We start from the raw sequence: 25,600 nt of genomic DNA, 5'->3' as shown, positions 1-25,600 counted from the left end.
TTTTTTTTATTTCTTTGTTTTCACGCGAGGTAATATCTTAGAAAGAGGAACCGTCCGTTCAATTTTCCATGTTGATTCATCATCAGGTTCGTAGTTTTCTAAGAAACGAATGACTTCTTTTGTAATAGGTGTTGGTGTGGAAGCACCTGCAGTAACGGCAACTGTTTTAACCCCTTGGAGCCATTCAAGCTTTAGTTCACTGAGATCACCAATTCGGTAAGCCTGCGTTCCTGCAATCTCCATTGACACTTGCGCCAGACGATTTGAGTTATTGCTTTTTGGATCGCCGACCACAATGGTCAGATCGGCTTGGCCTGCTTGCTGTGACACAGCTTCCTGACGTACCTGTGTCGCAAGGCAGATTTCTTGATGGTACTCGACGTGAGGATATTTTTCTTTAATGAGCTCCATCAGATCATGAACATCCCACTGAGACATTGTTGTCTGATTGGTGATGAGCAGTTTATCTGACGTTAAATCGAGCGCTTTAATATCAGCTTCTGTTTCAACAAGGTGCACTTTGTCAGGTGCAACACCGACGGCTCCTTCTGGCTCAGGGTGCCCCTTTTTCCCGATATAAATAATGTCATATCCATCAGCTGTTTTTTCTGAAATGAGTTCATGTGTTTTCGTGACATCTGGACACGTCGCATCAATGGCGACAAGACCTTTTTCTTCTGCAATTTGACGGACTTCAGGAGATACGCCGTGAGCGGTGAAAATCACTGTGCCACTTTCAACCTGTTTTAAAATATCCAGACGGTTTGGTCCGTCCAGTGTGTAAATTCCATCTTCTTCGAAGGCATCTGTGACATGTTTGTTGTGCACAATCATACCTAATATATAAATTGGGCGTGGCAAGTTTTTATCAAGTGCGGCATTTTTAGCAATGACCATTGCATCTACAACGCCATAGCAATAGCCACGCGGCGAAATTTTAATTACATTCATTTATTCGTCCTCCTGTAGGGAAGTGCTGCTAGAGAAGAACAATATAAAAAGCCGTGAAAAACGGCTTTTGATCATTCTCTTCCTTCATTATAGCCAAAGTAAGCGCATATATCAAAGATTGTTATACATGGGAAACACTTCGCCTTTAAAAGATCACTAGACATATAGTTTCGGAATGGAACTACCCGATCTTTTTTTCGGTTTTGCTTCAGGAGCAGCTGATGTGTGTACAGTCCCTTTTTTGACAAGGATGTCCTCTGGTTCTTCTTCTTTTCCTTCTTCTATTTCATCATCAATCGGTGCTGTTTGTTCGTGCGGAACGTCTGTTTCTGCAGTGATTTCTTTTGGTTCTTCGTCTGCATCATTCGTATTTGTTTCATCATCATCCGCACTGCCAAGCTGGCTATAGAGTTTAATCATGGCAGGCAAATTTCTGACTAAAGGACCGTATTGCTGAATCATAGGCGTGAATTGCTGCGCCATTCCGAGTACTTTTTGAACATTTCCTAACATGCTTGAAAGGTTCGCAGGGTTTGCGAAGCTCTGGATTCCTTGTAATCCCGCACCACCTCCAGCTCCAGAGATTCCTGCACCTCCAGCTCCAGGAAGAAATTTTGCCAGCATGCCCTTAATTCCGGCTCCGCCGCCTAGTGCACGGCTTTCGCCTCCAGGAATGCCACCCATCCCGCGTAGACCGCCGCCTTGTACAGACGGAGAGCGAGGCATCATTTGTTGAAATTGGTTGCCTTGCCCTTGAAAAGGCTGTTCGATCGGAGCCTGCTGTCTCCGTTGAAAAATCCCGGGCTGTCCGCCATTTCCAAGGTGCCGGCGTGAGGGACGATGCGGCTGAAAATCGCCCATAGGCCTTTGCCCTAACATACTTGTACCTCCCTTACTGCATTCTCTTTCTCTTCATAGGTTATGCAGGGAAGTATCATTTGGTTTCCTGTGAGAAAAGCGGACATGGTTTTTTTGGTGAAAATCAGCTATAATGAGGAGATGAGCAAAAAGGCATTGCCTTAAGGAGTGAAAATATGAAAGAAACGAAATTTACGACATATGAATTAAAGTCTTTTATTATAGATGCTATTCATGAACTGGGCTTTTATGAGCCGACTGATATTCAAAAAAGAATCATCCCTGCTGTTTTAAAAGGTGAAAGCGTGATTGGACAGTCTCAAACAGGGACAGGGAAAACCCATGCGTATTTATTGCCGCTTATTCATTCAATTGATCCAAGCAAAGAGCAAGTACAAGTGGTCATTACTGCACCAACACGAGAATTAGCGAATCAAATTTTTAAAGAAGCACAAACGATCTTAAAAAATACGCCTCCAGAAGAAGAAATCAAGGCAAAGCTTTACATTGGCGGAACGGACAAGCAGAAATCCATTCAAAAGCTAAAGAATCAGCCGCACTTAGTGGTCGGCACTCCTGGACGTATTGCTGATCTTATTCATGAGCAAGCGCTGAATGTGTACAAAGCGACATCTCTTGTCATTGATGAAGCAGACCTTATGCTGGATATGGGCTTTTTAGAAGATGTGGATCGTATTGGCTCACAAATGCCAGAACAGTTGCAAATGCTCGTGTTCTCAGCAACTATTCCAGAAAAATTAAAACCTTTCCTCAAAAAATATATGGATAATCCGAAATATGCACATGTTGAACCGAAACGCATTACGGCTGAAAACATTCAGCATATTTTAGTTCCATCTAAACAGCGTGATAAATTAAAATTACTTCATGAAATGGTGACGAATGTACAGCCTTATTTAGGGATCATCTTTGCCAACACGAAATCAACTGTTGATGAAATTGCCTCATTCCTACAGGAAAAAGGAATGAAAATTGGGGTACTTCATGGTGGTTTAACGCCTCGTGAACGTAAAAAAGTGATGAAACAAATTGAAGATTTGGAGTTCACCTATATTGTGGCATCTGATCTTGCTGCCCGTGGGATTGATATTAAGGGCGTCAGCCACGTGATTAACTATGAGCTCCCATCCGATCTTGATTTCTATGTTCATCGTGTGGGAAGAACGGCTCGCGCTGGTTCATCTGGCATTGCGATGACCATTTATGATCTTGCTGATGAGGATGCACTCGTTCAAATTGAAAAAATGGGTGTTGTATTTGAAAACAAAACGATTGTTCATGGCGAATGGCGAGATGCAGATGATCGTTTGAAGCGTCAAAGACGTAAAAAAGCACCAAATGAAATTGAAGAAAAAGCAAAACGCCTTGTCAGAAAACCGAAAGCCGTCAAACCTGGATATAAAAAGAAAATGACACGTGAGATGGATAAGATCAAAAGACAAGAACGTAGAAAGTCAAAGCGTAACGGAAAGTAGGGGGACACATTGTTGAAGATTGGATCACATGTATCCATGAGCGGAAAACATATGCTACTTGCAGCGAGTGAGGAAGCTGCCTCTTATGGTTCAAATACTTTTATGATTTATACAGGTGCACCGCAAAATACGCGCCGTAAAAAAATTGAAGATCTCAATATTGAAGCTGGACAAGCGCATATGAAAGAGCATGGTATGACAGATATCGTCGTTCATGCACCGTATATTATCAATATTGGGAACACAGTGAATCCAGCGACATTTGAGCTTGGAGTGGACTTCCTTCGCTCTGAGATAGAGCGTACAGAAGCGCTAGGTGCAAGACAAATTGTTCTTCATCCAGGTGCGCATGTCGGAGCAGGTGCAGATGCTGGAATTCAAAAAATCATTGAAGGTCTCAATGAAGTCATTGTGAAGGGGCAGGAGGTTCAAATTGCGCTGGAAACAATGGCGGGAAAAGGATCAGAGTGCGGAAGAAGCTTTGAAGAGCTTGCCCAAATTATTGACGGTGTGACACATAACGAAGCACTTTCTGTTTGCTTTGATACGTGTCACACGCACGATGCAGGTTATCCCATTGTGAGTGATTTTGATGGAGTTTTAGAAGAATTTGATCGAATTGTCGGGATCGACCGAATCAAAGTTCTTCATATTAATGATAGTAAAAATGTACAAGGCGCAAGAAAAGACCGACATGAAAATATCGGTTTTGGAGAAATTGGTTTTGATGCCCTGAGCTATATCGTTCATCATCCACAGCTTCAAGATGTGCCGAAGATTCTAGAAACGCCTTATGTAGGTGAAGATAAAAAGAACAAGAAACCACCTTATAAATTCGAAATTGCGATGCTGAAAGAAAAGCAATTTGATGAAGGTTTACTAGATAAGATTACGGGTCAATAAAAAGTGCATGCAATGTGATGAGGTGCCGCTAAATGCGGCCCTTTTTTGCCTAATTTGTGAATTGATTAAACAGATCATTGACGGTCTGTGCTGTCTGTTTAGACGTAATCGCTTCCACTTGCTTAAGCAGCCGGTTGCGCTCTGCATCATTAAAAATATTGACGTTTTTCCCATTCATGAGTTTGGCGACCTCTGCAGCCTGATTGGATGTTAAGCTGACCCCATACTGTTTTGCATACCTTAACAAGTCATTTGCTGTGATCTGATTCAGACGCTGCAACACAATTTTTTGAATTAAAATCAATTCCATTCCTCCCCTCTGTATCAATGTATGGGCGAAAACGGAAAATGTGCAAAAAATTTTATTTTACTCTGTGAAATGATAAAATAGTAAAGTGAATAAAATGTTCATTGAAAACTAAACATGTGTAGAAGGGAGAACGTATGGCAAATAGTAAACAGCATAAAAAGGAATCAGTGCCTCATTTTATTTTGAGAATTTTTCTGATTCTAGTAGGAGCTGCATGTGCGGCAGTCAGCATTGAATTATTTTTAGTGCCAAACAATATTATTGATGGAGGCATCATCGGTATTTCGCTTATTTTGGATTATCTTTTTACGGATAACCCATTCATTAATTTTGCGACGATTGTTGTCATTTTAAATATTCCATTTATGATATCAGGATACAAACATATTGGGAAAACCTTCTTGATTTCCACTGTGATTGGGATTGTCAGCTTGGCCGTGATTGAATCTTCACTCCATCATGTAGAAGCATTTACGACGCAGCCGATTTTAGCTACTGTATTTGGGGGGCTGTTACTCGGGTTTGGCGTTGGGCTTGTGATACGGAATGGAGGCTCAATGGACGGAACGGAAATCTTAGGAATTCTTCTGACGAAAAAAATTCCTTTCTCCGTCGGTGAGTTTGTCATGATCGTCAATGTGTTCATTTTTATTTGGGCGGGCTTTGTCTTCGGACCGGAGCAAGCTATGTATTCTGTCATGACATATTATTTGGCAATGAAAACAATTGATGCTGTCATTCAAGGACTAGATGAAACAAAAGCTGTCATTATCGTTTCGGATTATTATGATGAAATTTCAGATGCGATCCTTCATCGTCTCGGCAGGGGAACCACCAAACTTAGAGGAAAAGGCGGCTATACCGATGAAGAAAAAGATGTCATTTACGCCGTCGTGACAAGACTTGAAATTACGAAGCTGAAATCTATCGTGTTTGAAATTGATGGTCAAGCCTTTATTACGATTATGGATACGCATGAAACAAAAGGCGGTAAATTCAAAACAGCCATTCATTAGCTTTTATTTTACTTTTTTATCTTTCTTTTATATAATGAAATGTATGTATGGACAAAGAAAATGGCTTTTGCCATTTTCTTTTTGTTGTATAAATCGTAATCATTCTTTTTATATTGGATTAAAGGTGGAAAGATTTATGGCAAAGCCAATTATTGAAATGAAGGATATTTCGTATTCATATGGACAGCGAAATGTCATCGATCACATTCATTTAACAGTAGAGGAAGGAAACTTTCTAGCACTTGTTGGACCGAATGGATCTGGTAAAACAACCTTATTAAAATGCCTGCTTGGCTTGATTAAACCACAGCAGGGAGAATTGAAGCTCTTTGGCACACCTGCTCAAAAATTTAAAGACTGGGATCAAATTGGATTTGTTTCTCAAAAGGCGAATAGCTTTAATACAGGGTTTCCTGCTTCTGTATACGAGGTCGTGGCAAGTGGTTTAACGGCGAAGATTGGTTTATTCAAACGCATGACTAAGCAAGATAAGCTTCAAGTAGATGAGGCCATACGCTCAGTTGGCATACAAGACTTAAAACACCAAAACATTGGTGAGCTTTCAGGCGGTCAGCAGCAGCGTACATTTATTGCCCGTGCGCTCGTCAGTCAGCCGAAGCTGCTCATTTTAGATGAGCCGACTGTGGGTGTAGACCAAAGAACAGTAGAGGGCTTTTATCAGCTGTTAGAAACATTGAACAAAGAAAAAGGAATGTCTTTAATTCTCGTTACACATGACGTAGGAACCGTTTCTGACAAAGTCACGCATGTGGCTTGTTTAAATCAGACACTTCATTTTCATGGAGATGCGGAAACGTTTGATTCGATGGATGATCAGGCGCTTTCTCAGTTTTACGGGCATGACATTCAAGTGATTTATCACGATCATCACCATCATGGGGGACATGAATAATGCTATTTCCATTTTTTCATTATGAATTTTTACAAAATGCGTTTATCGCAGGGATGCTGATCGGCTTTATTGCGCCCTTACTTGGTGTATTTATTGTCGTGAGAAGGCTCTCTCTCATCGCAGATGCGCTTAGTCACGTGTCACTTGCTGGGATAGCGGCAAGTTTATTCCTTGATAAAAAATTTGGACTTTTGACAGGGGTTAGCCCGCTTTACTTAGGAATGGCTTTTTCTGTGGCTGGCTCATTGTTTATTGAACGTCTGCGCTCTGTGTATAAACATTATCAGGAGCTGGCGATTCCCATTATTTTATCAGGTGGTATTGGGATCTCTGTTATTTTCATTTCACTTGCAAATGGTTTTAATACAGATTTGTTCAGCTATTTGTTTGGAAGTGTCAGTGCGGTTTCAAGGCTCGATCTTTGGATTATTGTTGGGATCTCACTTGTTGTTGTATTAGTGGTTGTGCTCTTGTATAAAGAATTGTTTTTGCTTTCTTTTGATGAAGAACATGCGAAGGCTTCTGGTATTTCAGCGAAGTGGATTCATTTTATTTTTATTTTAGTTGTTGCACTTGTCATCGCAGCATCGATGCGTATTGTCGGTACACTCCTAGTGTCGGCACTCATGACACTGCCTGTTGCGGCAAGTATTCGGATTGCCAAAGGGTTTAAACAGGCGATTTTCCTTTCCATCTTATTTGGGGAATTGTCTGTCATGGTCGGCTTGATTTTAAGTTATTATCTTGATTTAGCGCCGGGTGGAACCATTGTGATGCTGTCTATTTTGATTTTAATCGGGTGTATTAGTATTGGGAAATTCAGAAGGGGGAATCATCATGAACGTACAAGAAGCGCTTGATTTATTAAAGGAAAAAGGCTATAAATATACAAGCAAACGTGAAGATATGCTTCAATTGTTTTCTGATTCTGATAAATACTTGACCGCTAAAAATGTATTAACAGCATTAAGTGAAGATTACCCAGGGCTTAGTTTTGATACGATTTATCGAAACCTGTCTTTATATGAAGATCTTGGGATATTAGAGACAACGGAATTATCAGGGGAGAAACTGTTCCGTTTTAAATGTTCGTTTTCCCACCATCATCATCACTTTATTTGTTTGACGTGTGGTAAAACAAAGGAAATTGACGCTTGCCCTATGGACAAGCTTGATGCTGATCTAGAGGATTATCACATTAGCGGACATAAATTTGAAATTTACGGAAGGTGTCCTTCTTGCGAACCGAAAGAAGTTCATTCATGAAAGAAGCCAGCCGATGGGCTGGCTTTTTGTTTTGTGATCTTGAAAACGTTTTACAAAGGATAGCTGTTTCATTAAAATGAGAACAATAGATCATCTATTGAAACATCATTGAGTCTTTTGAAATAGGGGAGTGGTCAAAGGTGGCATATTATGTTGTTTTCGATGTAGGCGGAACAAAAACAAAGCATGGGGTCATGGATCGAAATGGTGAGCTGATCACGAGCGGCGACTACGAAACAAACTGCAGGCAGCTTGAGCCGTTTTTAGAAGGCATGGAGAACGTGGTGAAAGAGTATCAAAGGACTTGGGATATCAAAGGGATTGCGATGAGTCTTCCGGGTTTTGTTGACAGTCAAACGGGTTATACGGAATTTGCAGGAGCGATTATTGCTTTAAATGGCCAAAATGTCAAAACGCTTTTGGAAGAAAAAACATCACTTCGTGTAGAAGTAGAAAATGATGCGAACTGTGCAGCTCTGGCTGAAAAATTTAGTGGTCATGCGAAAGAGTGTGACAGCTTTATATGTATGACGCTTGGGACTGGTGTCGGCGGTGGTATTTTTGCTGGTGGCGAGCTTGTTCGCGGTGCCTCTTTTCGCGGCGGTGAATTTGGCATGATGCTGACAGAAACAGAAAACGGTCAGTTTACGACACTCAACAGCAGTGCTTCGACAGCTGGATTGATCCGAAGCTACAAAGAGCAGCAGGGCATTCCACAAAGTCAGCAAATCGACGGTCAAGAAATCTTTGAAAAAGCCAAGCATGATCCGGCCATTGAGAAGATGATCGATCAGTGGTACAAACGAATCGCAATTGGTATTTACAATGTGGCAACAGTTCTCAATCCAGAGAAAATCCTCATTGGTGGGGGCGTGAGTGCAAGGCCCGATTTGATTCCAAACATTGAGAAACATTTACATACTTTGCATGCATGGAAAAACATACAGGTGACACTGGAAACGTGCTATTATTTCAATCAGGCAGGTATGATGGGTGCACTTTATCATTTTTTAATAAAAGAAGGACATCATCGTACAACCAAAAAGCCGATACATTAAACGTATCGGCTTTTGATCTGTTTTAGTAAGCAGTTTGCAGACGCTTTTCATACTGTTTGATCCATTGGGATGCTTCTTGCCAGTTATTCACGCGAATGATCCGTTCATCAATTGGCATTTGATTATACGGTGAGTTAAACAGAATCACTGGAATGTCAGCTTCTTTTGCAATCATTGTGGCATTGCCATGGTGATCTTCAAAAAACACATCGATCTTATGTTTTTGAACAGCTTCCACCTTATGATGTCCGCCAACAAGCTCGATATCGTCGTAATGGACATGATTCTCCTCAAACCATTTGTAGGTGATGTCTGAGTGATGCTGCCTTCTGGCTGTGATATAAATCAATTGATGATGATGTTTCATTTGATTGAGGATTTCTTTTGCACCCTCGGCAGGCTTTGCCTGTTTATAAATAAGAGGCTCATACTCATTCATCCAGCCCCAAAATTCTTCATTTGAAATCTTTAAAAGCTTCGTCAAATCATATTCCGTCATATCATCTAGTGTGATGTCACATTGAAACGACTCATTTAAGTAGGGGACAAAGGTGTCCTGCGCCGTGACTGTGCCATCGATATCAATTCCTAAACGTAACATGCCCACACTCCTCATATTTATCCTCTTAAAGTGTAACATAATCAATTCACAATTCCAGCAAGTTTTAGCAAACATGAAACAGACATTTTTGCTCATACTAAAAAAGCTCCTTTCTATTAACCAAAAGGGGGAATTGATCATGGAAAGAGACGAAGATTTCAGAAGAAATGATCGTGAAATCGACACACACTTTAGTAATGATGATGGCTATTTAGAGGAAACAGCTGCTGAAATAGCAGAGCCATATCAAGCATCAAGAGATCGTGAAGACAGAAGAGAACGTGACCATGTAGGTGACGATTCAGGCAGTAAGGGGATAGGCTATACAGCACTCGCGATTGCGATTATCTCATTATTTGTCTTGCCGGTGCTATTAGGCGTAGCGGCAATCGTCGTTGGTTATATTGCAAGAAGAAAAGGAGCACATGCGCTTGGCGCGTGGTCAATCGGGATCGGAATCGTTTCCGTCATCCTCGGCATCTTTATCACCCCGTTCTTTTAACAGGACAGGAACAGAAAAACGCCTGACAGTGATGTCAGGCGTTCTTTGTTATGCGTTCGCTTGTTTTGCTTTTTCAGCTTCCATTTTTGCATAATGTTCTTCAGCGATTTTATCGATTTCTTTTTTCAGTTCTTCGACCATTGTTTCTTCTGGCACTTTCCGAACAATTTCACCTTTGCGGAATAAGAGGCCTTCACCTCTAGCACCAGCGATGCCGATATCAGCTTCACGCGCTTCACCCGGACCGTTTACAGCACATCCGAGAACAGCTACTTTAATTGGTGCTTTAATTTTAGAAATATATTCTTCGACTTCATTTGCAATGCTAATGAGGTCAATTTCAATTCGTCCACAAGTTGGACAAGAGATGAGTGTTGCTGCATTTGATGCAAGACCAAATGATTTTAATAATTCACGTGCCACTTTGACCTCTTCGACCGGGTCAGCACTTAATGAAATACGGAGTGTGTTACCAATCCCCATATTCAAGATTGCGCCAAGACCAGCTGCACTTTTGACCGTACCTGCAAATAACGTACCTGATTCTGTAATCCCAAGATGAAGAGGATAATCAAAGGCTTTTGCTGCTTTTTCGTATGCCTCAATCGCAAGGTTTACATCAGATGCTTTCATACTGACAATGATGTCATGAAAGTCTAGGTCTTCTAAAATTTTAATGTGATGCAGTGCACTTTCAACCATACCATCTGCTGTTGGATAGCCGTATTTATCAAGAATCTTTTTCTCGAGTGAACCGGCGTTTACCCCAATACGAATTGGAATACCTTTTTCTTTTGCCGCTTTCACAACAGCTTCGACTTTTTCTCTTCTTCCGATGTTTCCTGGGTTGATACGAATTTTGTCTGCACCTGCTTCAATGGCTTTCAGTGCAAGCTTGTAGTCAAAATGAATGTCGACAACAAGGGGAATGTTGATTTGTTTTTTAATGTCCGCAATCGCATTTGCTGCACGCTCATCTGGGCATGCGACACGCACGATTTGACAGCCAGCTTCTTCTAAACGTTTAATTTCAGCTACTGTCGCTTCGACATCATGTGTTTTGGTTGTCGCCATACTTTGAATGACGACTTCATTGTTTCCACCTATAGTTAAAGGTCCCACTTTGACGGGACGCGTTTTTGTACGATGTGTGACTTCACTCACTTGTCAATCGCTCCTTAGTGTACATGCAATTCGTTTGCAGTGTACGACGTGTTTTACATCTCATATTGTAACAGTCTCTTCGTATGAATGACAAGGAATTAACGTTTTATCTCTTATAGACCGGAAACTTGTATGTGCTGCCTGCCCTAATTTCGTTCGCTTTGACGCCTTGATTCAGTGCTTCAAAGTCTTCGATCACTTCATCTAATGGCTTACTTGTATGTACGATAGAGACGACGGTTTGTCCTTGTTTAACAGTGACAGTTTTATATGCCTGTTTTTCAGCTGTTTGAAAGGCGCTGGCGGGAACAGCAGGGCCTTCCTGAACGGGGATCGTTCCATTTTTTAAATCAAAAAAGATAATAAAGAGGACAAACAAACTGACTAGTAAAAAAATAATTCGCCGCATTTTACTCACCGCTTTTAAGAGTTTACTTCAGTGTATGTTTGTCCCTGAGTTGATAGAACAAAAAGAGTGAAAAAGCTAGGAAGGGTGGTTCTAGTGAGTTCTATTATGACTTGTAATCGGAAAAATTTTTGATAAGCCAAAGCGCTTTCTTTATTATGATAAAATAAAAAAAGGGGGGAGAGTATATGAAGAAAATCAGTCAGAATATATATGTAAGAACACTAACAGAAAGTGATGCAGAAGCTCTATTAACACTTGAACGAGAAAACCGCACTTATTTTCAGCAATTTACACCTTTGGTTCAGGATGATTTTTTTACTGTACCTCGTCAAAAGGAACGGATTAACCGTAGTATGCAAAGGCGTGCAAAAGATGAAGCCTATATGCACGGTATTTTCTTAAATGAAACAGATGCATTAATTGGAACGATCTCACTCAATTCTGTTGAAAGAGGACCGATTCAAGGGGCTTTGCTTGGATATGTACTTGATGAAAAGCAAGGCGGGAAGGGGTATATGACAGAGGCGATTCGTTTGATTATTGATTATGCCTTTTATGAACTGTACCTTCACCGTATTGAAGCTGGCGTAAAACCATCTAACATTGGTTCCATTCGTGTGCTTGAGAAGACAGGGTTTGAAAATGAGGGACTTCATCGTAAAAAAGTAAAGATCAATGATAAGTGGGAGGATCACTATATGTTTGCGATCATCCATCCAGATGAGTCATAGGGTCAAAACAAATAAAAAAGCTCCCCAAAATGAGGGAGCTTATTTTTTTGCAGGTATTTCTTTAACGACAAGATATAAGAAAATAAAGTTAATCACCCAATTTAATAAAAATGAGTTCGCAACCGGCGTGTTTAATGCACTCATGATGGCGAAAAAGACGGTTGTTAATGTGAGTGAATAGGCAGAGAGCTTCCAAAGCATTTGAAAGGACAGCTCTTTTTGCTGCATTCGTTTAATAAATGTACCAAGCATGGCTAGGAATGTTGCGCTGATGAACATGAGAGCAGCAGTAGATAGGTACAGCAGGACACAAATGACAGGGATAATGATCGCTTGATTCTGGTTTGTGACGCTGGCAAGTTCATCTTTTGTGAGTGTTCCGCCAAGCAGCTGGTATGGAATATCTGTCATTTGTCCGTCAATGGCAATCACTGCTTTTTCTTTTAATAACGCAATGGCTGTTTGTTTTGATTCAAGCTCACTTGATTTTATTTTTTCAGCGGGATCAAAAATAATCGTGATGCCGTTTTCTTCTTTTTCGATCGGCGTGCTTTGATCCGCTTGAAGCGTTCCTTTTTCAATGGAAAAGTCGGGTAAATCTTTTTTTATCACATGCTGAAATCCTGACATCGCATTTGAAATCTCTTTGCTCATATGATAGCCCTGGGGGACAGCTGCGATGATCGAAAGGATAAAGATGAATAAAATGGCCTTTCCAATCCCAGTAAAACGTGCTCTGGCAATATCTTTTGGTGAATAAATTCCTTTTAACAATAAACTAAATACGTTCAACCGATTCACTTCCTACATTCTTTTCTATTTCTCACATTGTATCAATGTCTATCCATCTAGTACAAGTACGGCCTTCATTACTGGTTAAGATAGAAGGAATGAGGCATAATGTATACAGCATATAAAAAGGAGGCGGCTGCGGATTGGACGTGCTGTATTGGATTTTGATCGGCTGTGCATTTATCATTGCGTTTGTGGGACTTGTCTATCCAATCATTCCTAGTGTGGTTTTCATGGTTCTTGGGTTTATTTTATATGGGCTCTTTTTTAGCTTTGAGAAATTGACGCTCACCTTTTGGCTCATTCAAGCCATGTTTACAGCTGTGTTATTTGCCGCGGATTATGTCTCCAATCTGATTGGGGTGAAACGCTTTGGCGGCAGCCGGGCGGCCATTTGGGGAAGTACCATTGGGCTTTTAGCCGGTCCTTTTGTGATTCCGATTGCTGGAATTATCATTGGTCCATTTATCGGCAGTGTCATCGCAGAGCTGCTCGTTCATCAAAAAGATCTGAAGACAAGTGTGAAAGTTGGGCTTGGCTCATTAATTGGTTTTGTGTCAGGCGTATTTGCAAAAGGGTTGATTCAAGCACTGATGCTGGGAATCTTTTTGTTTTATGTGCTTCGCTAAATGGAAAATCGGTGTTTAACACTCTTTCTGAAGGGTTAAATACAAAATAAACACTGAAATGTTTCAGATCATGAGCAATAACGTTGAAACAAGCCGTTTCTTTTGATACTCTTTGATTAGGGTGAATTGCTTGCTTACTAAGGAAGCATTTCAGTACATACATTTCTAAGGAGGAATTTAACCATGGCTTTTAAACTTCCAGAATTACCATATGCTTACGATGCATTAGAACCACATATCGACAAGGAAACAATGACGATTCACCACACAAAACACCATAACACTTATGTAACAAACTTAAACAAAGCAATCGAAGGTGTATCAGCTCTTGAAGATCAATCAATTGAAGAGCTAGTGGCTAACTTGAACTCTGTGCCTGAAAACATTCGTACAGCTGTACGTAACAATGGCGGAGGACATGCGAACCACTCATTATTCTGGACGCTTCTTTCACCAAACGGTGGCGGCGCACCAACTGGTGAACTTGCAGATGCGATCGAAAAAGAATTAGGCGGATTTGAAAAATTCAAATCTGATTTCGCTGCAGCAGCTGCAGGACGCTTTGGTTCTGGTTGGGCATGGCTTGTTGTGAACAATGGCAAACTTGAAATCACAAGCACACCAAACCAAGATTCTCCTTTAACTGAAGGAAAAACACCAATCCTAGGACTAGACGTTTGGGAGCATGCTTACTACCTAAACTACCAAAACCGTCGTCCTGATTACATTTCAGCATTCTGGAATGTTGTGAACTGGGATGAAGTGGCTCGCCTTTACAGCGAAGCTAAATAAATGATTTGATTCGAAAAGACCTGCTTCTCTCTGAGAGCGGGTCTTTTTATATTTTCCCTCCTTTTTTTACATATCTGCCTTTTGATGAGACAGACTATTGTGTAGAAAAGGAGAATGAATGATATGAGCAGATTAAAGAAAATGTTCGGGGACATGGATGTCACAAGAGATTTATTGCTCCTCCTCACGATTGGCGGATTATACGCACTTGCGATTGCGCTTTCGAATACGTTTGTGAACGTGTATTTATGGAAACAGTCTGGGCGATTTACAGACCTTGCGATTTATAACTTGGCAATTGTTGTCCTTCAGCCCATTACCTTTTTATTTGCTGGACGGCTCGCTAAAAAAATAGATCGTGCATTTGTCCTTCGTTTCGGTGTCATCTTCTTAGCCGCTTTTTACTTAATTGTTCTCATGGCAGGAGAGCAAGCGGCAGCTCGGCTCGTGTTATTGGGCAGTGTGCTTGGAATCGGCTATGGTTTTTACTGGCTTGCCTTTAACGTGCTCACTTTTGAGATTACTGAACCTGAGACAAGGGATTTCTTTAATGGATTTTTAGGAGTGCTTACCTCTACAGCTGGTATGATTGGGCCGCTCATTGCAGGAATTGTCATTTCTCAATTAACGGATGATACAGGCTATACAGTGATTTTCACTTTATCGCTTTTTTTGTTTTCACTAGCGGTTGTGATGAGTTTTTTCCTCAAGAGGAGACAATCAAAAGGAAAATTTATCATTAAGCAAATTTGGAAAGAGCGCCATGCGGACGAGAATTGGCGTAAGATCACAACTGCTCACTTTTTTCAGGGGCTCCGTGAAGGCGTGTTTGTCTTTTTAATCAGTGTCTTTGTGTTTATTGCAACAAACAGTGAGCTTGCTTTAGGCACATTTGGTCTAGTCAATTCAGGTGTTGCCTTTTTTGCCTATTTTTTTGCTACTCGTTTGATTAAGAAAAAATGGCGCAAAAAAGCGATTATGTTTGGCGGGCTTATTTTATACGGCGCTTTATTTTTAATCGTCTTTCACTTGTCCTATGTATCACTGCTTATGTACGCAGTAGCCATTGCGATCGGCTACCCGCTTCTGCTTGTTCCGTATGTCTCTTTAACTTACGATGTCATCGGTCATGCCAGATATGCAAGAAAAGCCCGAATTGAATATATTGTCGTCAGAGAACTATTTTTAAATGCAGGGCGTATTTGTTCGATTGTCTTTTTTCTTTTATCTGTCACCTTACTGGGCGATCGGCTTGGGATTCCTGCTTCACTTGTCGTACTGGGAGCGGGGCACACCCTTATTTATTATTTTGTAAAGGACATTCATTTAAAAGAGAAAACAGCTGATATAGAAGAGGCTGACGGTCAAAAGCCTGTTTCTCAAACGAACCTTATGAAGGGAGAAAGGTAAAATTTATTACCAATGGAACATCAAATTTCTAGATAAATGATAGAAAAACCGCTAAAATGATGATGGCACCTTTTATACATAAAAAGGGGTGCCATTTCTTTCTTGATAGAAAAGGTGATGTGATGAGAAACAAGAAAAACAAAAAAGACGCGAAGGAAGGGCGCAAAACACTTCCGATCCGGCTGAATTTATTATTTTTAGCTGCGTTCATTATTTTTACCGGTGTTGTGGTCAGACTCGGTTTTGTGCAGATTGTGAATGGAGAAGATTATAAAAAGCAGGCAGAAAAACAAGAAGACGTGAATGTCAGCTCGTCTGCTCCGCGAGGAAAAATTTATGATCGAAACTATAACACGATTGTCAGCAATAAAGCGCTAAATGCCATTACATATACGAGAACCTCGACGACTTCACAAGAAGAGCGGCTCAAAGTGGCAACAAAATTAGCGGATATGATTCACGTAAGTACGAAGAAAATCACAGATCGTGATAAAAAAGATTTCTGGATCTTAACCCATCCGAATGAAGCGAAAAAGCTTGTTCAAAAAGAAGCCGATTTAAAGGGTGACGATAAGGTCTCTGATGATAAACTATACGAGCTCCAGCTGAAACGCATCACAGACAAGGAATTAAATCAACTGACGAAAAAAGATTTGCAAGTGCTTGCGATTAAAAGACAAATGGATGCAGGCTATGCACTTACGCCTCAATTCATTAAAAATGAAGATGTAAAACCAAGTGAAATTGCTTACGTCTCTGAGCATTTGGACGAGCTGCCAGGTGTAGATGTCACAACAGACTGGTCACGCAGCTATCCTTATAAAGGACTTCTCCGCAGTATGCTCGGCAGTGTGTCTTCAAGTGATGAAGGTCTTCCGTCGTCACTGCTTGAACATTATCTATCACTCGGCTACAGCCGAAATGATCGTGTAGGAAAAAGCTATCTTGAATATCAATATGAAGATGTCCTGCAAGGTCAAAAAGAAAAAGAACAAAGTACAACAGATAAAGAAGGCAATGTCACAAGCTCTAAAGTGTTAACAGAAGGAAAGAGCGGGAAAGACCTTGTGCTGACGATTGATATTCAGCTGCAAAAAGCGGTGGAAAAAATCATCGAAAAGAACTTGAAAAGTGCGAAGCAAAGAGGCGGCACAGAACTTCTTGATCGTGCGTTTGTTGTCATGATGGACCCGAGAAATGGGGAAGTGCTCTCGATTGCGGGTAAACAGATTACCAATAAGAATGGGACATACAAATTTGATGACTATGCACTAGGAACGATGACATCATCATATGCGATGGGATCAGCAGTAAAAGGGGCAACTGTGCTGACAGGTTATAAAACAGGCGTCCTTCATATTGGAAGCACCCAATACGATGAACCGCTCTATATCGCTCAGTCACCGCCGAAAAAATCCTATCAAAATATGGGACTCATTAATGATTTAACCGCACTAGAACGTTCATCAAACGTGTATATGTTTAAAACAGCGATTGCAATTGGGAAAGGGGAATATCGTAAGAATCAGCCGCTCCCAATTGATACAAAGGCGTTTGATACGTTCCGTTACAATTTTAGTAAATTTGGTCTTGGAGTGGAGACAGGTATTGACCTGCCAAACGAAGCAACTGGCTATCGTGGAACGTCTACACAATCCGGTCTGTTACTTGACTATGCGATTGGACAATATGACACGTTTACACCGCTGCAAATGGCGCAATACGTTTCAACGATTGCCAATGGCGGCTATCGTTTACGTCCTCAGCTCGTAAAAGAAGTGAGAGAGCCAGATCCGCAAAGAGGCATTGGGGCTGTAACGGAGTCCGTCAAGCCGGATGTACTGAATAAGCTCGATATGACAAGTGATGAGATCAAACGCGTACAGCAAGGATTCAAGCTTGTGATGCAGAACCCAAGAGGGACAGCTTATTCGAACTTTGGCAACAAAAAATACAATCCAGCTGGCAAAACAGGGACCGCTCAATCATTCTATGACGGCCCGATTAAAAGCAAACGCGGCACACCGACGTATAACACAACACTTGTTGCGTATGCGCCTGCTGATAATCCAGAAGTAGCGATTTCAGTTGTCGTGCCTTGGGTGTATCAAGATTACAACCAGCGCTATCCGATTACAAATGATATTGGTGAACAAGTATTAGACAAGTACTTTGAACTGAAATCAAAACAGGAAAGCAATGATACACAAGCGAAGAACAAAAACAAAATTGAAAATGAAGCAGAAACAAATAACTAGACCTATTCTAGGTAAAAACGCTCACTTTTTGTGGGCGTTTTTTTATATTTTCTTCAAACTTTTCGATATAAATTGACAAAAATCATAAAAAACCCCGCAATTTCTCTACAAATCTTCGACATTTACAAAACCTTAACATTCCATTTAAACGAAATTAATAAAGAACCTTTAATGTATTACTCGTAGGACAAATTATTCAGGGGGTATTCTTGAAATGAAAAAGAACAAATTATGGCTGCTTACTTTCCTTACTATCGCATTGTTAGCATTCGTCACAGCATGCGGAAACAGCAGCTCAAGCGGAGATTCAAAAGACAGTAAAGGAAATGCTTCAAACAAAGATGAGGCATCAGGTTCCATTACCATCTCAGGATCATCTGCGATGCAGCCTTTAGTTCTTGCGGCAGCAGAAAAATTCATGGATAAACATCCAAAAGCCGATATTCAAGTACAAGCCGGCGGTTCAGGAACAGGACTTTCTCAAGTATCAGAAGGATCTGTACAAATTGGGAACTCAGATGTATTCGCAGAAGAGAAAGACGGAATCGACGCAAAAGCTTTAAAAGACCACAAAGTAGCAGTTGTTGGAATGGCGGCAGCTGTTAACCCTGAAGTTGGTGTCAAAGACATCACAAAGGACGAATTGAAAAAAATCTTCACTGGTAAAATCAAAAACTGGAAAGAGCTTGGCGGGAAAGACCAAAAAATCACACTTGTGAACAGACCAGACTCATCAGGAACTCGTGCAACATTTGTGAAATATGCACTTGACGGCGCGACACCTGCAGAAGGAATCACAGAGGATTCTTCAAACACAGTGAAAAAGTTGATTGCAGAAACACCAGGTGCGATTGGGTACCTAGCATTCTCTTATTTAACAGATGACAAAATTACACCGCTTAGCATTGATGGTGTGAAACCAGAAGAAAGCAATGTAGAAAGCGGTAAATATACAATTTGGGCATACGAGCACTCTTATACAAAAGGTGAGCCAGACGGTTTAGCAAAACAATTTTTAGATTACTTGATGAGTGACGAAGTACAAAAAGAAATCGTTAAAGACCAAGGCTACATCTCAGTCTCTAATATGAAAGTAGAAAGAGACGCAACAGGCAAACAAACAGATAAGTAAAAGGTCTTGAATTGATGATGAAGGAAAAGTGGAGCTTTTCACTTTTCCTTTTATGACATTCATAGGAGTGTAGAAAAAGATGAAACAGATAGAACATACAGAAGCGAGCGATCGACTGATCAGCTCGAAAAAAAATAGGCAAATGGATGAAGTAAGAGGAAGTATTTTGGTGAAATTTTGCGCATTCTTAATGATTGCTGTATCAATTGCCATCACAATCTTCCTTGGCATTAAGGGTTTACAATCTTTCATCGTAAATGGTGTAAGCCCAATTGAGTTCTTAACCAGTATCAATTGGAACCCTACAGCAGAAAATCCGCAATACGGCGCATTTCCGTTTATCTTTGGATCAATCGCTGTCACGCTTCTATCAGCACTCATAGCAGCACCGCTAGGCATCGCAGGAGCGATCTTTATGACAGAAATTGCACCTGCATGGGGACGGAAAATTCTCCAGCCAGTGATTGAACTGCTTGTAGGGATTCCATCCGTTGTTTACGGATTCATAGGTCTTACAGTATTGGTGCCGTTTATTGGACACTTCAAGTCAAGCGGTTCAGGGCACAGTGTTTTAGCAGGAACGATTGTCCTGTCTATTATGATTCTGCCAACTGTTACATCCATTGCAACTGACGCAATGGCTTCACTTCCAAAAAGTTTACGTGAGGGATCGTATGCATTAGGCGCAACAAGATGGCAAACGATCAGACGTGTTCTTGTACCGGCAGCGCTTCCGACATTAATGACAGCAGTCGTGCTTGGAATGGCAAGAGCATTTGGAGAAGCCCTTGCCGTTCAGATGGTCATTGGAAACACGCGTAATCTACCAGAAAGTATTATGGACACAGCTGGTACATTAACAACCATTATTACGTTAAACATGGGACATACAACGTATGGAAGTGTTGAAAATAATACACTTTGGTCAATGGGACTTGTCCTTCTAGTTGTATCATTTATGTTCATACTCATTATCAGATACTTGTCATCTAGGAGGAAGATTTAATGAATAGCAAAATGACCGATCGTTTTGCCACAATTGTTTTTGGATTATGTGCCGCCATTATTACGGCGATACTTGTTGGCTTGTTTTCTTATATCATCTTCAACGGTGCCAAAGAATTAAATTTTGACTTTTTGACTACACGCTCAAGTGCGATTGGTTCTGGCGGCGGTATTAGGGATCAGCTGTTTAACTCGTTTTACATTCTATTTATTACGATGCTGTTTACCGTGCCTCTTGGCGTGGGCGGCGGGGTGTACATGGCAGAATATGCACCTCAAAACAAAGTGACTGATTTTATTCGTACATGTATTGAAGTGTTATCGTCTCTGCCATCGATCGTCATCGGTATGTTTGGTTTGCTGATGTTTGTTAATTTAACAGGATGGGGCTATACGATCATCGGAGGAGCCCTTGCGCTGACTGTCTTTAACCTGCCAGTGATGGTCAGGGTGACAGAAGATGCACTTCGATCTGTACCGAAGGATCAAAAGGAAGCATCGCTTGCGCTCGGTGTGACAAAGTGGCATACAGTGAAGACGGTTCTGATCCCAGGTGCGATTCCATCCATTATTACCGGAGCGATTTTAGCATCGGGAAGAGTTTTCGGTGAGGCGGCTGCTCTTCTTTTCACAGCAGGTCTTTCAACACCGCGTCTTGATTTTACAAACTGGAGTCCTTTCTCCGATACATCACCACTGAATATTTTTAGACCGGCAGAAACATTAGCCGTTCATATATGGAACGTCAATACACAGGGGATTATTCCAGATGCAGAGGCCATTGCAAATGGTGCATCAGCCGTACTTGTGCTCTCTGTATTAGTATTCAACTTAGCAGCTAGATGGCTTGGTTCATTTATTCATAAGAAGCTTACGTCAAAATAAATAGTGAGAGGTGTGAAGGGGATATGGTTCAAATGCTAGCAGAAAAAAAAGAGATTGCAGCAAAAAAGGCTCCACTTCAAGCGGAACAGATTCTACAGGTGCAGGATTTAAGTATTTATTATGGTGAAAAAAGAGCGGTCAATCAAATTTCATTTGAAATTGAAAAAAATGCAATTACTGCATTAATCGGCCCATCAGGGTGCGGAAAATCGACTTTTTTACGCAGCATTAACCGCATGAACGACCTAATTCCAGGTGCACGAAGTGAAGGGGCGATCATGTACGAAGGGTTAAATATTTTGGATGACCGTATTAATGTGGTGAATTTAAGAAGAGAAATTGGGATGGTCTTCCAAAAGCCAAATCCATTTCCTAAATCCATCTACAACAATATTACGCATGCGCTAAAATATGCGGGTGAAAAAAGGAAATCAGTGCTTGATGATGCGGTAGAAGAAAGCTTAACAAAGGCAGCGCTATGGGATGAGGTCAAAGATCGTTTGCACCGCTCTGCCTTATCATTATCAGGTGGCCAGCAGCAGCGCCTCTGTATTGCACGTACCCTTGCGATGAAACCTAGCGTGCTTTTATTAGATGAACCGGCTTCTGCCTTAGACCCGATCTCAAATGCAAAAATTGAAGAGCTATTATCGGAATTGAAACATGATTATTCGATTGTCATTGTCACACACAATATGCAGCAAGCGTTACGTGTATCTGATCATACAGCCTTTTTCCTGAACGGTGATCTAGTGGAATACGATGCGACTGAACGTATCTTTACACGTCCTGCGCAGCAAAAAACAGAAGACTATATTAATGGTCGATTCGGATAAGGCGGGTGGATTTTGATGAATGCAGTAGCAACTAAAACAGCCAAAAAAGAAGTGTTTCGTGTGAATGATATGAACCTTTGGTACGGACAGCATCACGCACTGAAGCATATTGATTTAGACATTAAAGAGCATGAGGTCACAGCGATTATCGGCCCGTCCGGCTGCGGAAAGTCAACATTTATAAAGACCTTAAATCTCATGGTCAAAACAGTGCCAGGTGTTAAAATCACCGGGGATATGATGTATAACGGTGACAATATTTTAAAAGGCCGTGTCGATCTAGTGGAACTGCGTAAAAACGTCGGGATGGTCTTTCAAAAAGGAAACCCATTCCCTCAATCTATTTTTGATAATGTCGTCTATGGACCAAGAATTCACGGAGTGAAGAGCAAGCAGCAATTGAAAGAAATCGCTGAAAAAGCGCTTCGTGATGTTGCCCTTTGGGATGAAGTGAAAGATCGATTAAGTGCGCCTGCATTAGGTCTTTCCGGCGGTCAGCAGCAGCGTCTTTGTATCGCAAGAGCCATTGCCACAAGCCCAGATATTCTATTAATGGATGAACCAACATCTGCGCTTGATCCCGTTTCAACATTAAAGATTGAAGAATTAATCATGAAACTGAAAGAAAAATATACGATTGCCATTGTGACGCATAATATGCAGCAAGCGGCAAGGGTATCCGACCGAACAGCGTTCTTCTTGATGGGCGAGCTTGTTGAGGTCAATGATACGAATGTGATGTTTTCAGAGCCAAATGATCAAAGAACAAATGATTATATATCAGGACGATTTGGATAATCAAAAACCCCCTGGAGGTCAATGCCGCCAGGGGGTTTTTGATGTTATTTTGTTAAGGCTTTGACAATTTGTTTGAATGTCATACCTGTTTTTAAATTGAATTTGCCGGCACGAATTTCTTTATGGTAGCCTGCGTCTATCACGTAATCATTAAAATCTTTAGACGAGTTGATGATTCCGTCCTTTTCAAGCATGTCTGAAACATCACTTGTGCTCATACCGTTTTTAATCACGAATTTAACCGTTTTGCCTTTTGGCTTGTCCGTTGTTTGTTTATCGTTCTGAGAATCGCCGTCTTCACTTGCTTTCAGCGCTTTTTCTTTATAATCAAGAAGTTGTTGATATGTTTCACGGCTGACGGAGACTTCTTTTTTAGAGTCTAAGTAATTTTTCACGTCAGTGTCTGTCACTTTCGCTGCGAGGGTTTCTTTTGTTGTAGAATCAGCTGCCGCTTCATCTTTTCCAGTAAGGAAAAAGACGATCGCCAGAACACCAGTTGCAAGAATCATACCTGCTGCAAACGTTTGGATGCTTTTTTTCGTCATACAAGCACCCTCTCGTTGTCTTTAATGATCATGGTTACATCTTCTACAGATACATGCTCAGCGCGCGCAATCGCCTCAGGAGACATGCCATTTTGATGCTTTGAAATGATTTGTCTTGCAATAGATGGATCAATTTCTGAATGCTTGCGGACAACGATGTTTGTTTCAAGCAATTCTTCTTCAAGAACCTTCATTTTCTTTTTCAGTTTATAGATTTCTTGCATTGCAGATAGTTGAAGTGTTTCAAGTTCTTGTTCGACTTCTTTAATCGGCTCTCTTTGAAAATATGAGAATGCGATCAGTACAATACTGACAACAAGCAATCCGATAATTGCAATTTCCATGTTTCATCACCTTTTATTCATATTTTAATGCTGAAAGCCAAAAAAGGCTCTCATGATTGTTTCAGACAGTTTTCGACCCTTCTTTTTTATACCATAAAAAAGCTAGTTTCAAAAGGAATTGCTGAAAAAATCACCTTTTTTTCATCATTTTTCTTTTTATAGGGAAACCAAGTATGAAAACCTTGCCCGCTGTTAAAATAAAAGAAGACGGATCAGATGAAAAAAAGCTGTGGAACAAAGAGGGGGTTCTCATGTATACAGTACGACAAAGAACGTGTTTTTATAGGGGAGAAGGCGATTTTTCATCACATGATCAGACAATATGGATCAGGATGCGGGTGGAATGCATTGAAAAATGAAATTGGTGAAAAAACATTCTAGCATTCCTTAGCTAGAAGTGGTATTATAGTTAGGTCTGAATGTGAATTGATTTTAGTTTGGAGGGAAAAACATGCGCGTAAATATTACTCTAGCTTGCACTGAATGCGGTGAGCGTAACTATATTACTAAAAAGAATAAGCGAAACAATCCAGATCGCGTTGAATTCAAAAAGTATTGCTCACGTGATAAAAAACAAACTTTACATCGTGAAACAAAGTAAGCAGCAGGGAATTTTCCTGCTGTTTTTTTATGATGGGAGATGAACCTGTATGAAAAAGGAGCTCCGCCTTCAAACATTGGCCATGCTTGATCAGATAAGCGCTGAAGAGTTCAATCGCCACGCCGCTCTACTTCATGAACACTTGTTGCAGCTGCCAGCATGGAAACAGGCGAAAACGATTGCTTTGACTATGTCTAGGGGAAAAGAAATACCGACAATGCCTCTGATTGAAAAAGCGTGGGAAGAAGGAAAAACAGTTTGTATTCCCACCTGTTTTCCGAAAACAAAAGAGATGGTGTTTTATGAATATACACCTGAAACAAAGATGACATCCAGCTACTTTGGGCTATTGGAGCCAGACCCTCTTGAGTCTACAGCTGTACATAAAGAAGCCATTGATTTGATCATTGTTCCTGGGGTGTGCTTCGATCAACGTGGTTACCGGATTGGTTACGGAGGCGGCTATTATGACCGGTATTTAGCTGATTATCATGGAATCACGCTTGCTCTTAGCCTCTCTGTTCAGCAAGTAGACCATCTTCCAGCTGAACCGCATGACATACCAGTATCTATCATGGTCAGTGAGAAAGGCGCGTTTTATCAAAAGTAAAAGTCCGCTGCCTATGCGTAAGACCGGGCTTTTTTGTGTTGAGACTGTTTGGTTTGATGCGTTGGTCGAAGTGAATACTTTTGACTTACAACTTGATCATGATTATTGGTTCGATTTTTTTCATACCCATCTTGATTTTTTGGGTGTTGGGAAAAATAGCTTGAAAATAAGAAGAGAGCATATTAAAGCTCATGTCGCCTTGTACAATAGAACACTCAAGCTGCTTGAAGGTTTTGAAAAGCCATATCAAACATGGATTTGTATTTACGAACAAGATCCTGCACTAGACGCAGTATACATCCATACACCAAATCCAAACGATCCCAACTTCCCGCACAAGATCGAAGAGTTAGAGTGGAATGGTAAGCTGCTTCATACGTTCAAGGATTTGATTGATCTTCAACAATTTGATGTAGCTTATCTTCACACAGAGTATGGAGAAGAGTTTTATATTCAATCAAAAGAACAAGGGATTAGGCTGTGAAAACTGACTAATAAAAGAGGCCATGGTCAGCGATAAAAATGACGGTTCATGCATAAACAAATCCTATTTAAGCCACGATACGAACATAGGAGGGAATATGATGAATAAAATGATTTGGAGCATTGTGTTCACACTGTTTGCATTCGTTCTTGTGCAAAATCGTTATCGGGTCATGAATTTGATCTTAGGTCAAAACCAAGTGCGTCACTTTTTTATTAAATGGCTGATGAAAATCCCATATTTTCGGACGAAATTTATTCGCCAAGCATTCTAATCCCGCAAAAGCCGGGATTTTTTTGTT

Annotated in this window: 31 protein-coding genes; 22 read left to right on the top strand and 9 right to left on the bottom strand. The window is 40.8% G+C overall.

Translation table 11 applies throughout. The annotated features are described in order from the left end of the window. Positions 1-6: 6 nt before the first annotated feature. Together KVT11_RS12290 and vrrA are read right to left on the bottom strand one after the other, a co-directional pair. Positions 7-951 (bottom strand): 4-hydroxy-3-methylbut-2-enyl diphosphate reductase, encoded by a 945-nt coding sequence (locus KVT11_RS12290; protein ID WP_007501283.1) that lies wholly within the window; start codon positions 949-951, stop codon positions 7-9. Positions 952-1,107: 156 nt separating this feature from the next. After that, on the bottom strand, positions 1,108-1,830 hold the full coding sequence (gene vrrA / locus KVT11_RS12285) for a VrrA/YqfQ family protein (protein ID WP_210552097.1): 723 nt from the start codon (positions 1,828-1,830) through the stop codon (positions 1,108-1,110). 155 nt (positions 1,831-1,985) lie between these two features. Here vrrA and KVT11_RS12280 point away from each other — a divergent pair, with 155 nt between their 5' ends. Together KVT11_RS12280 and KVT11_RS12275 are read left to right on the top strand one after the other, a co-directional pair. Then, complete coding sequence (locus KVT11_RS12280) at positions 1,986-3,305, top strand: DEAD/DEAH box helicase (RefSeq protein WP_024718822.1); 1,320 nt, start codon at positions 1,986-1,988, stop codon at positions 3,303-3,305. Positions 3,306-3,314: 9 nt separating this feature from the next. Beyond that, positions 3,315-4,208, top strand: a complete 894-nt coding sequence (locus KVT11_RS12275; RefSeq protein WP_017358005.1) for a deoxyribonuclease IV — start codon at positions 3,315-3,317, stop codon at positions 4,206-4,208. Between the two features lie 49 nt (positions 4,209-4,257). On the opposite strand, the gene KVT11_RS12270 is transcribed toward KVT11_RS12275, so the two are convergent. Continuing rightward, entirely contained in the window at positions 4,258-4,512 is a 255-nt protein-coding gene (locus KVT11_RS12270) for a DUF2624 domain-containing protein (protein WP_008342377.1), read from the bottom strand. 140 nt (positions 4,513-4,652) lie between these two features. Between KVT11_RS12270 and KVT11_RS12265 the strand changes: the two genes are divergently transcribed. The 5 genes from KVT11_RS12265 (at position 4,653) to KVT11_RS12245 (ending at position 8,771) form a co-directional block, all read left to right on the top strand. Next, positions 4,653-5,534 (top strand): YitT family protein, encoded by an 882-nt coding sequence (locus tag KVT11_RS12265; protein ID WP_007501276.1) that lies wholly within the window; start codon positions 4,653-4,655, stop codon positions 5,532-5,534. A 136-nt stretch (positions 5,535-5,670) separates the two neighbouring features. Then, entirely contained in the window at positions 5,671-6,447 is a 777-nt protein-coding gene (locus tag KVT11_RS12260) for a metal ABC transporter ATP-binding protein (protein WP_116307154.1), read from the top strand. Next, positions 6,447-7,307 (top strand): metal ABC transporter permease, encoded by an 861-nt coding sequence (locus KVT11_RS12255; RefSeq protein ID WP_007501274.1) that lies wholly within the window; start codon positions 6,447-6,449, stop codon positions 7,305-7,307. Before KVT11_RS12260 ends, KVT11_RS12255 begins: the two co-directional genes overlap by 1 nt. Beyond that, complete coding sequence (gene zur, locus KVT11_RS12250; protein ID WP_116307152.1) at positions 7,285-7,713, top strand: zinc uptake transcriptional repressor Zur; 429 nt, start codon at positions 7,285-7,287, stop codon at positions 7,711-7,713. Before KVT11_RS12255 ends, zur begins: the two co-directional genes overlap by 23 nt. 140 nt (positions 7,714-7,853) lie before the next feature. Then, positions 7,854-8,771 (top strand): ROK family protein, encoded by a 918-nt coding sequence (locus KVT11_RS12245; RefSeq protein ID WP_116307150.1) that lies wholly within the window; start codon positions 7,854-7,856, stop codon positions 8,769-8,771. 22 nt (positions 8,772-8,793) lie between these two features. Here the strand turns inward: KVT11_RS12245 and KVT11_RS12240 are convergent, their stop codons facing one another. Further along, complete coding sequence (locus tag KVT11_RS12240) at positions 8,794-9,372, bottom strand: 5' nucleotidase, NT5C type (RefSeq protein ID WP_008342361.1); 579 nt, start codon at positions 9,370-9,372, stop codon at positions 8,794-8,796. A gap of 139 nt (positions 9,373-9,511) precedes the next feature. Between KVT11_RS12240 and KVT11_RS12235 the strand changes: the two genes are divergently transcribed. Then, positions 9,512-9,874 (top strand): DUF308 domain-containing protein, encoded by a 363-nt coding sequence (locus tag KVT11_RS12235; protein ID WP_008342359.1) that lies wholly within the window; start codon positions 9,512-9,514, stop codon positions 9,872-9,874. A gap of 48 nt (positions 9,875-9,922) precedes the next feature. Here KVT11_RS12235 and ispG read toward each other — a convergent pair whose 3' ends face one another. Both ispG and KVT11_RS12225 read right to left on the bottom strand, forming a co-directional pair. Then, positions 9,923-11,038 carry a flavodoxin-dependent (E)-4-hydroxy-3-methylbut-2-enyl-diphosphate synthase gene (ispG, locus tag KVT11_RS12230; protein WP_008342357.1) on the bottom strand — a complete coding sequence of 372 codons (1,116 nt, stop codon included), beginning with the start codon at positions 11,036-11,038 and terminating at the stop codon, positions 9,923-9,925. Between the two features lie 106 nt (positions 11,039-11,144). Beyond that, a complete protein-coding gene (locus KVT11_RS12225) occupies positions 11,145-11,447 on the bottom strand; it encodes a hypothetical protein (protein ID WP_007501268.1) in 303 nt (100 codons plus the stop codon). Between the two features lie 185 nt (positions 11,448-11,632). On the opposite strand from KVT11_RS12225, the gene KVT11_RS12220 reads away from it, so the two are divergent. Next, on the top strand, positions 11,633-12,178 hold the full coding sequence (locus KVT11_RS12220) for a GNAT family N-acetyltransferase (protein WP_046527055.1): 546 nt from the start codon (positions 11,633-11,635) through the stop codon (positions 12,176-12,178). A gap of 39 nt (positions 12,179-12,217) precedes the next feature. Here KVT11_RS12220 and KVT11_RS12215 read toward each other — a convergent pair whose 3' ends face one another. Beyond that, positions 12,218-12,970 carry a DUF1189 domain-containing protein gene (locus tag KVT11_RS12215; RefSeq protein WP_035390831.1) on the bottom strand — a complete coding sequence of 251 codons (753 nt, stop codon included), beginning with the start codon at positions 12,968-12,970 and terminating at the stop codon, positions 12,218-12,220. Between the two features lie 143 nt (positions 12,971-13,113). Here KVT11_RS12215 and KVT11_RS12210 point away from each other — a divergent pair, with 143 nt between their 5' ends. The 9 genes from KVT11_RS12210 (at position 13,114) to pstB (KVT11_RS12170) (ending at position 22,715) form a co-directional block, all read left to right on the top strand. Continuing rightward, entirely contained in the window at positions 13,114-13,599 is a 486-nt protein-coding gene (locus tag KVT11_RS12210) for a DUF456 domain-containing protein (protein WP_007501265.1), read from the top strand. 183 nt (positions 13,600-13,782) lie between these two features. Next, on the top strand, positions 13,783-14,391 hold the full coding sequence (gene sodA / locus KVT11_RS12205) for a superoxide dismutase SodA (protein ID WP_007501264.1): 609 nt from the start codon (positions 13,783-13,785) through the stop codon (positions 14,389-14,391). A 123-nt stretch (positions 14,392-14,514) separates the two neighbouring features. Next, positions 14,515-15,801 (top strand): MFS transporter, encoded by a 1,287-nt coding sequence (locus tag KVT11_RS12200; RefSeq protein WP_008342348.1) that lies wholly within the window; start codon positions 14,515-14,517, stop codon positions 15,799-15,801. A 122-nt stretch (positions 15,802-15,923) separates the two neighbouring features. Then, positions 15,924-18,059 (top strand): peptidoglycan D,D-transpeptidase FtsI family protein, encoded by a 2,136-nt coding sequence (locus tag KVT11_RS12195; protein ID WP_017358000.1) that lies wholly within the window; start codon positions 15,924-15,926, stop codon positions 18,057-18,059. 214 nt (positions 18,060-18,273) lie between these two features. Beyond that, a complete protein-coding gene (locus KVT11_RS12190; RefSeq protein WP_007501261.1) occupies positions 18,274-19,191 on the top strand; it encodes a phosphate ABC transporter substrate-binding protein in 918 nt (305 codons plus the stop codon). 79 nt (positions 19,192-19,270) lie between these two features. Then, positions 19,271-20,197 carry a phosphate ABC transporter permease subunit PstC gene (pstC, locus tag KVT11_RS12185; RefSeq protein ID WP_017357999.1) on the top strand — a complete coding sequence of 309 codons (927 nt, stop codon included), beginning with the start codon at positions 19,271-19,273 and terminating at the stop codon, positions 20,195-20,197. Beyond that, positions 20,197-21,081, top strand: coding sequence for a phosphate ABC transporter permease PstA (gene pstA / locus KVT11_RS12180; RefSeq protein WP_007501259.1), 885 nt, complete (start codon positions 20,197-20,199; stop codon positions 21,079-21,081). Before pstC ends, pstA begins: the two co-directional genes overlap by 1 nt. Before the next feature lie 23 nt (positions 21,082-21,104). Then, entirely contained in the window at positions 21,105-21,917 is an 813-nt protein-coding gene (gene pstB, locus KVT11_RS12175) for a phosphate ABC transporter ATP-binding protein PstB (RefSeq protein ID WP_007501258.1), read from the top strand. Between the two features lie 15 nt (positions 21,918-21,932). Next, positions 21,933-22,715 carry a phosphate ABC transporter ATP-binding protein PstB gene (pstB, locus tag KVT11_RS12170; RefSeq protein ID WP_025207631.1) on the top strand — a complete coding sequence of 261 codons (783 nt, stop codon included), beginning with the start codon at positions 21,933-21,935 and terminating at the stop codon, positions 22,713-22,715. Positions 22,716-22,759: 44 nt separating this feature from the next. On the opposite strand, the gene KVT11_RS12165 is transcribed toward pstB (KVT11_RS12170), so the two are convergent. Both KVT11_RS12165 and KVT11_RS12160 read right to left on the bottom strand, forming a co-directional pair. After that, the gene (locus KVT11_RS12165) at positions 22,760-23,260 is read right to left on the bottom strand and encodes an endolytic transglycosylase MltG (protein WP_007501254.1); all 501 of its coding nucleotides are present in this window, start codon (positions 23,258-23,260) and stop codon (positions 22,760-22,762) included. Beyond that, a complete protein-coding gene (locus tag KVT11_RS12160; RefSeq protein ID WP_116307148.1) occupies positions 23,257-23,604 on the bottom strand; it encodes a hypothetical protein in 348 nt (115 codons plus the stop codon). The genes KVT11_RS12165 and KVT11_RS12160 overlap by 4 nt, the downstream gene beginning before the upstream one ends. Positions 23,605-24,055: 451 nt before the next feature. Here KVT11_RS12160 and rpmG point away from each other — a divergent pair, with 451 nt between their 5' ends. The 4 genes from rpmG (at position 24,056) to KVT11_RS12140 (ending at position 25,573) form a co-directional block, all read left to right on the top strand. Next, the gene (gene rpmG, locus KVT11_RS12155; protein WP_008360061.1) at positions 24,056-24,205 is read left to right on the top strand and encodes a 50S ribosomal protein L33; all 150 of its coding nucleotides are present in this window, start codon (positions 24,056-24,058) and stop codon (positions 24,203-24,205) included. 49 nt (positions 24,206-24,254) lie between these two features. Beyond that, complete coding sequence (locus KVT11_RS12150) at positions 24,255-24,815, top strand: 5-formyltetrahydrofolate cyclo-ligase (RefSeq protein WP_116307146.1); 561 nt, start codon at positions 24,255-24,257, stop codon at positions 24,813-24,815. A 160-nt stretch (positions 24,816-24,975) separates the two neighbouring features. After that, positions 24,976-25,299, top strand: coding sequence for a hypothetical protein (locus tag KVT11_RS12145; protein WP_223255640.1), 324 nt, complete (start codon positions 24,976-24,978; stop codon positions 25,297-25,299). 100 nt (positions 25,300-25,399) lie between these two features. Continuing rightward, positions 25,400-25,573, top strand: coding sequence for a hypothetical protein (locus KVT11_RS12140; protein ID WP_017357994.1), 174 nt, complete (start codon positions 25,400-25,402; stop codon positions 25,571-25,573). Positions 25,574-25,600: the final 27 nt, after the last annotated feature.

It is taken from the genome of Bacillus sp. GbtcB10 (assembly GCF_019091365.1).
GTDB classification, from domain to species: Bacteria; Bacillota; Bacilli; order Bacillales; family Bacillaceae; genus Bacillus; species Bacillus altitudinis.
Note: the sequence above shows the minus strand (reverse complement) of the source record. Positions and strands in the feature narration are given on the sequence as shown.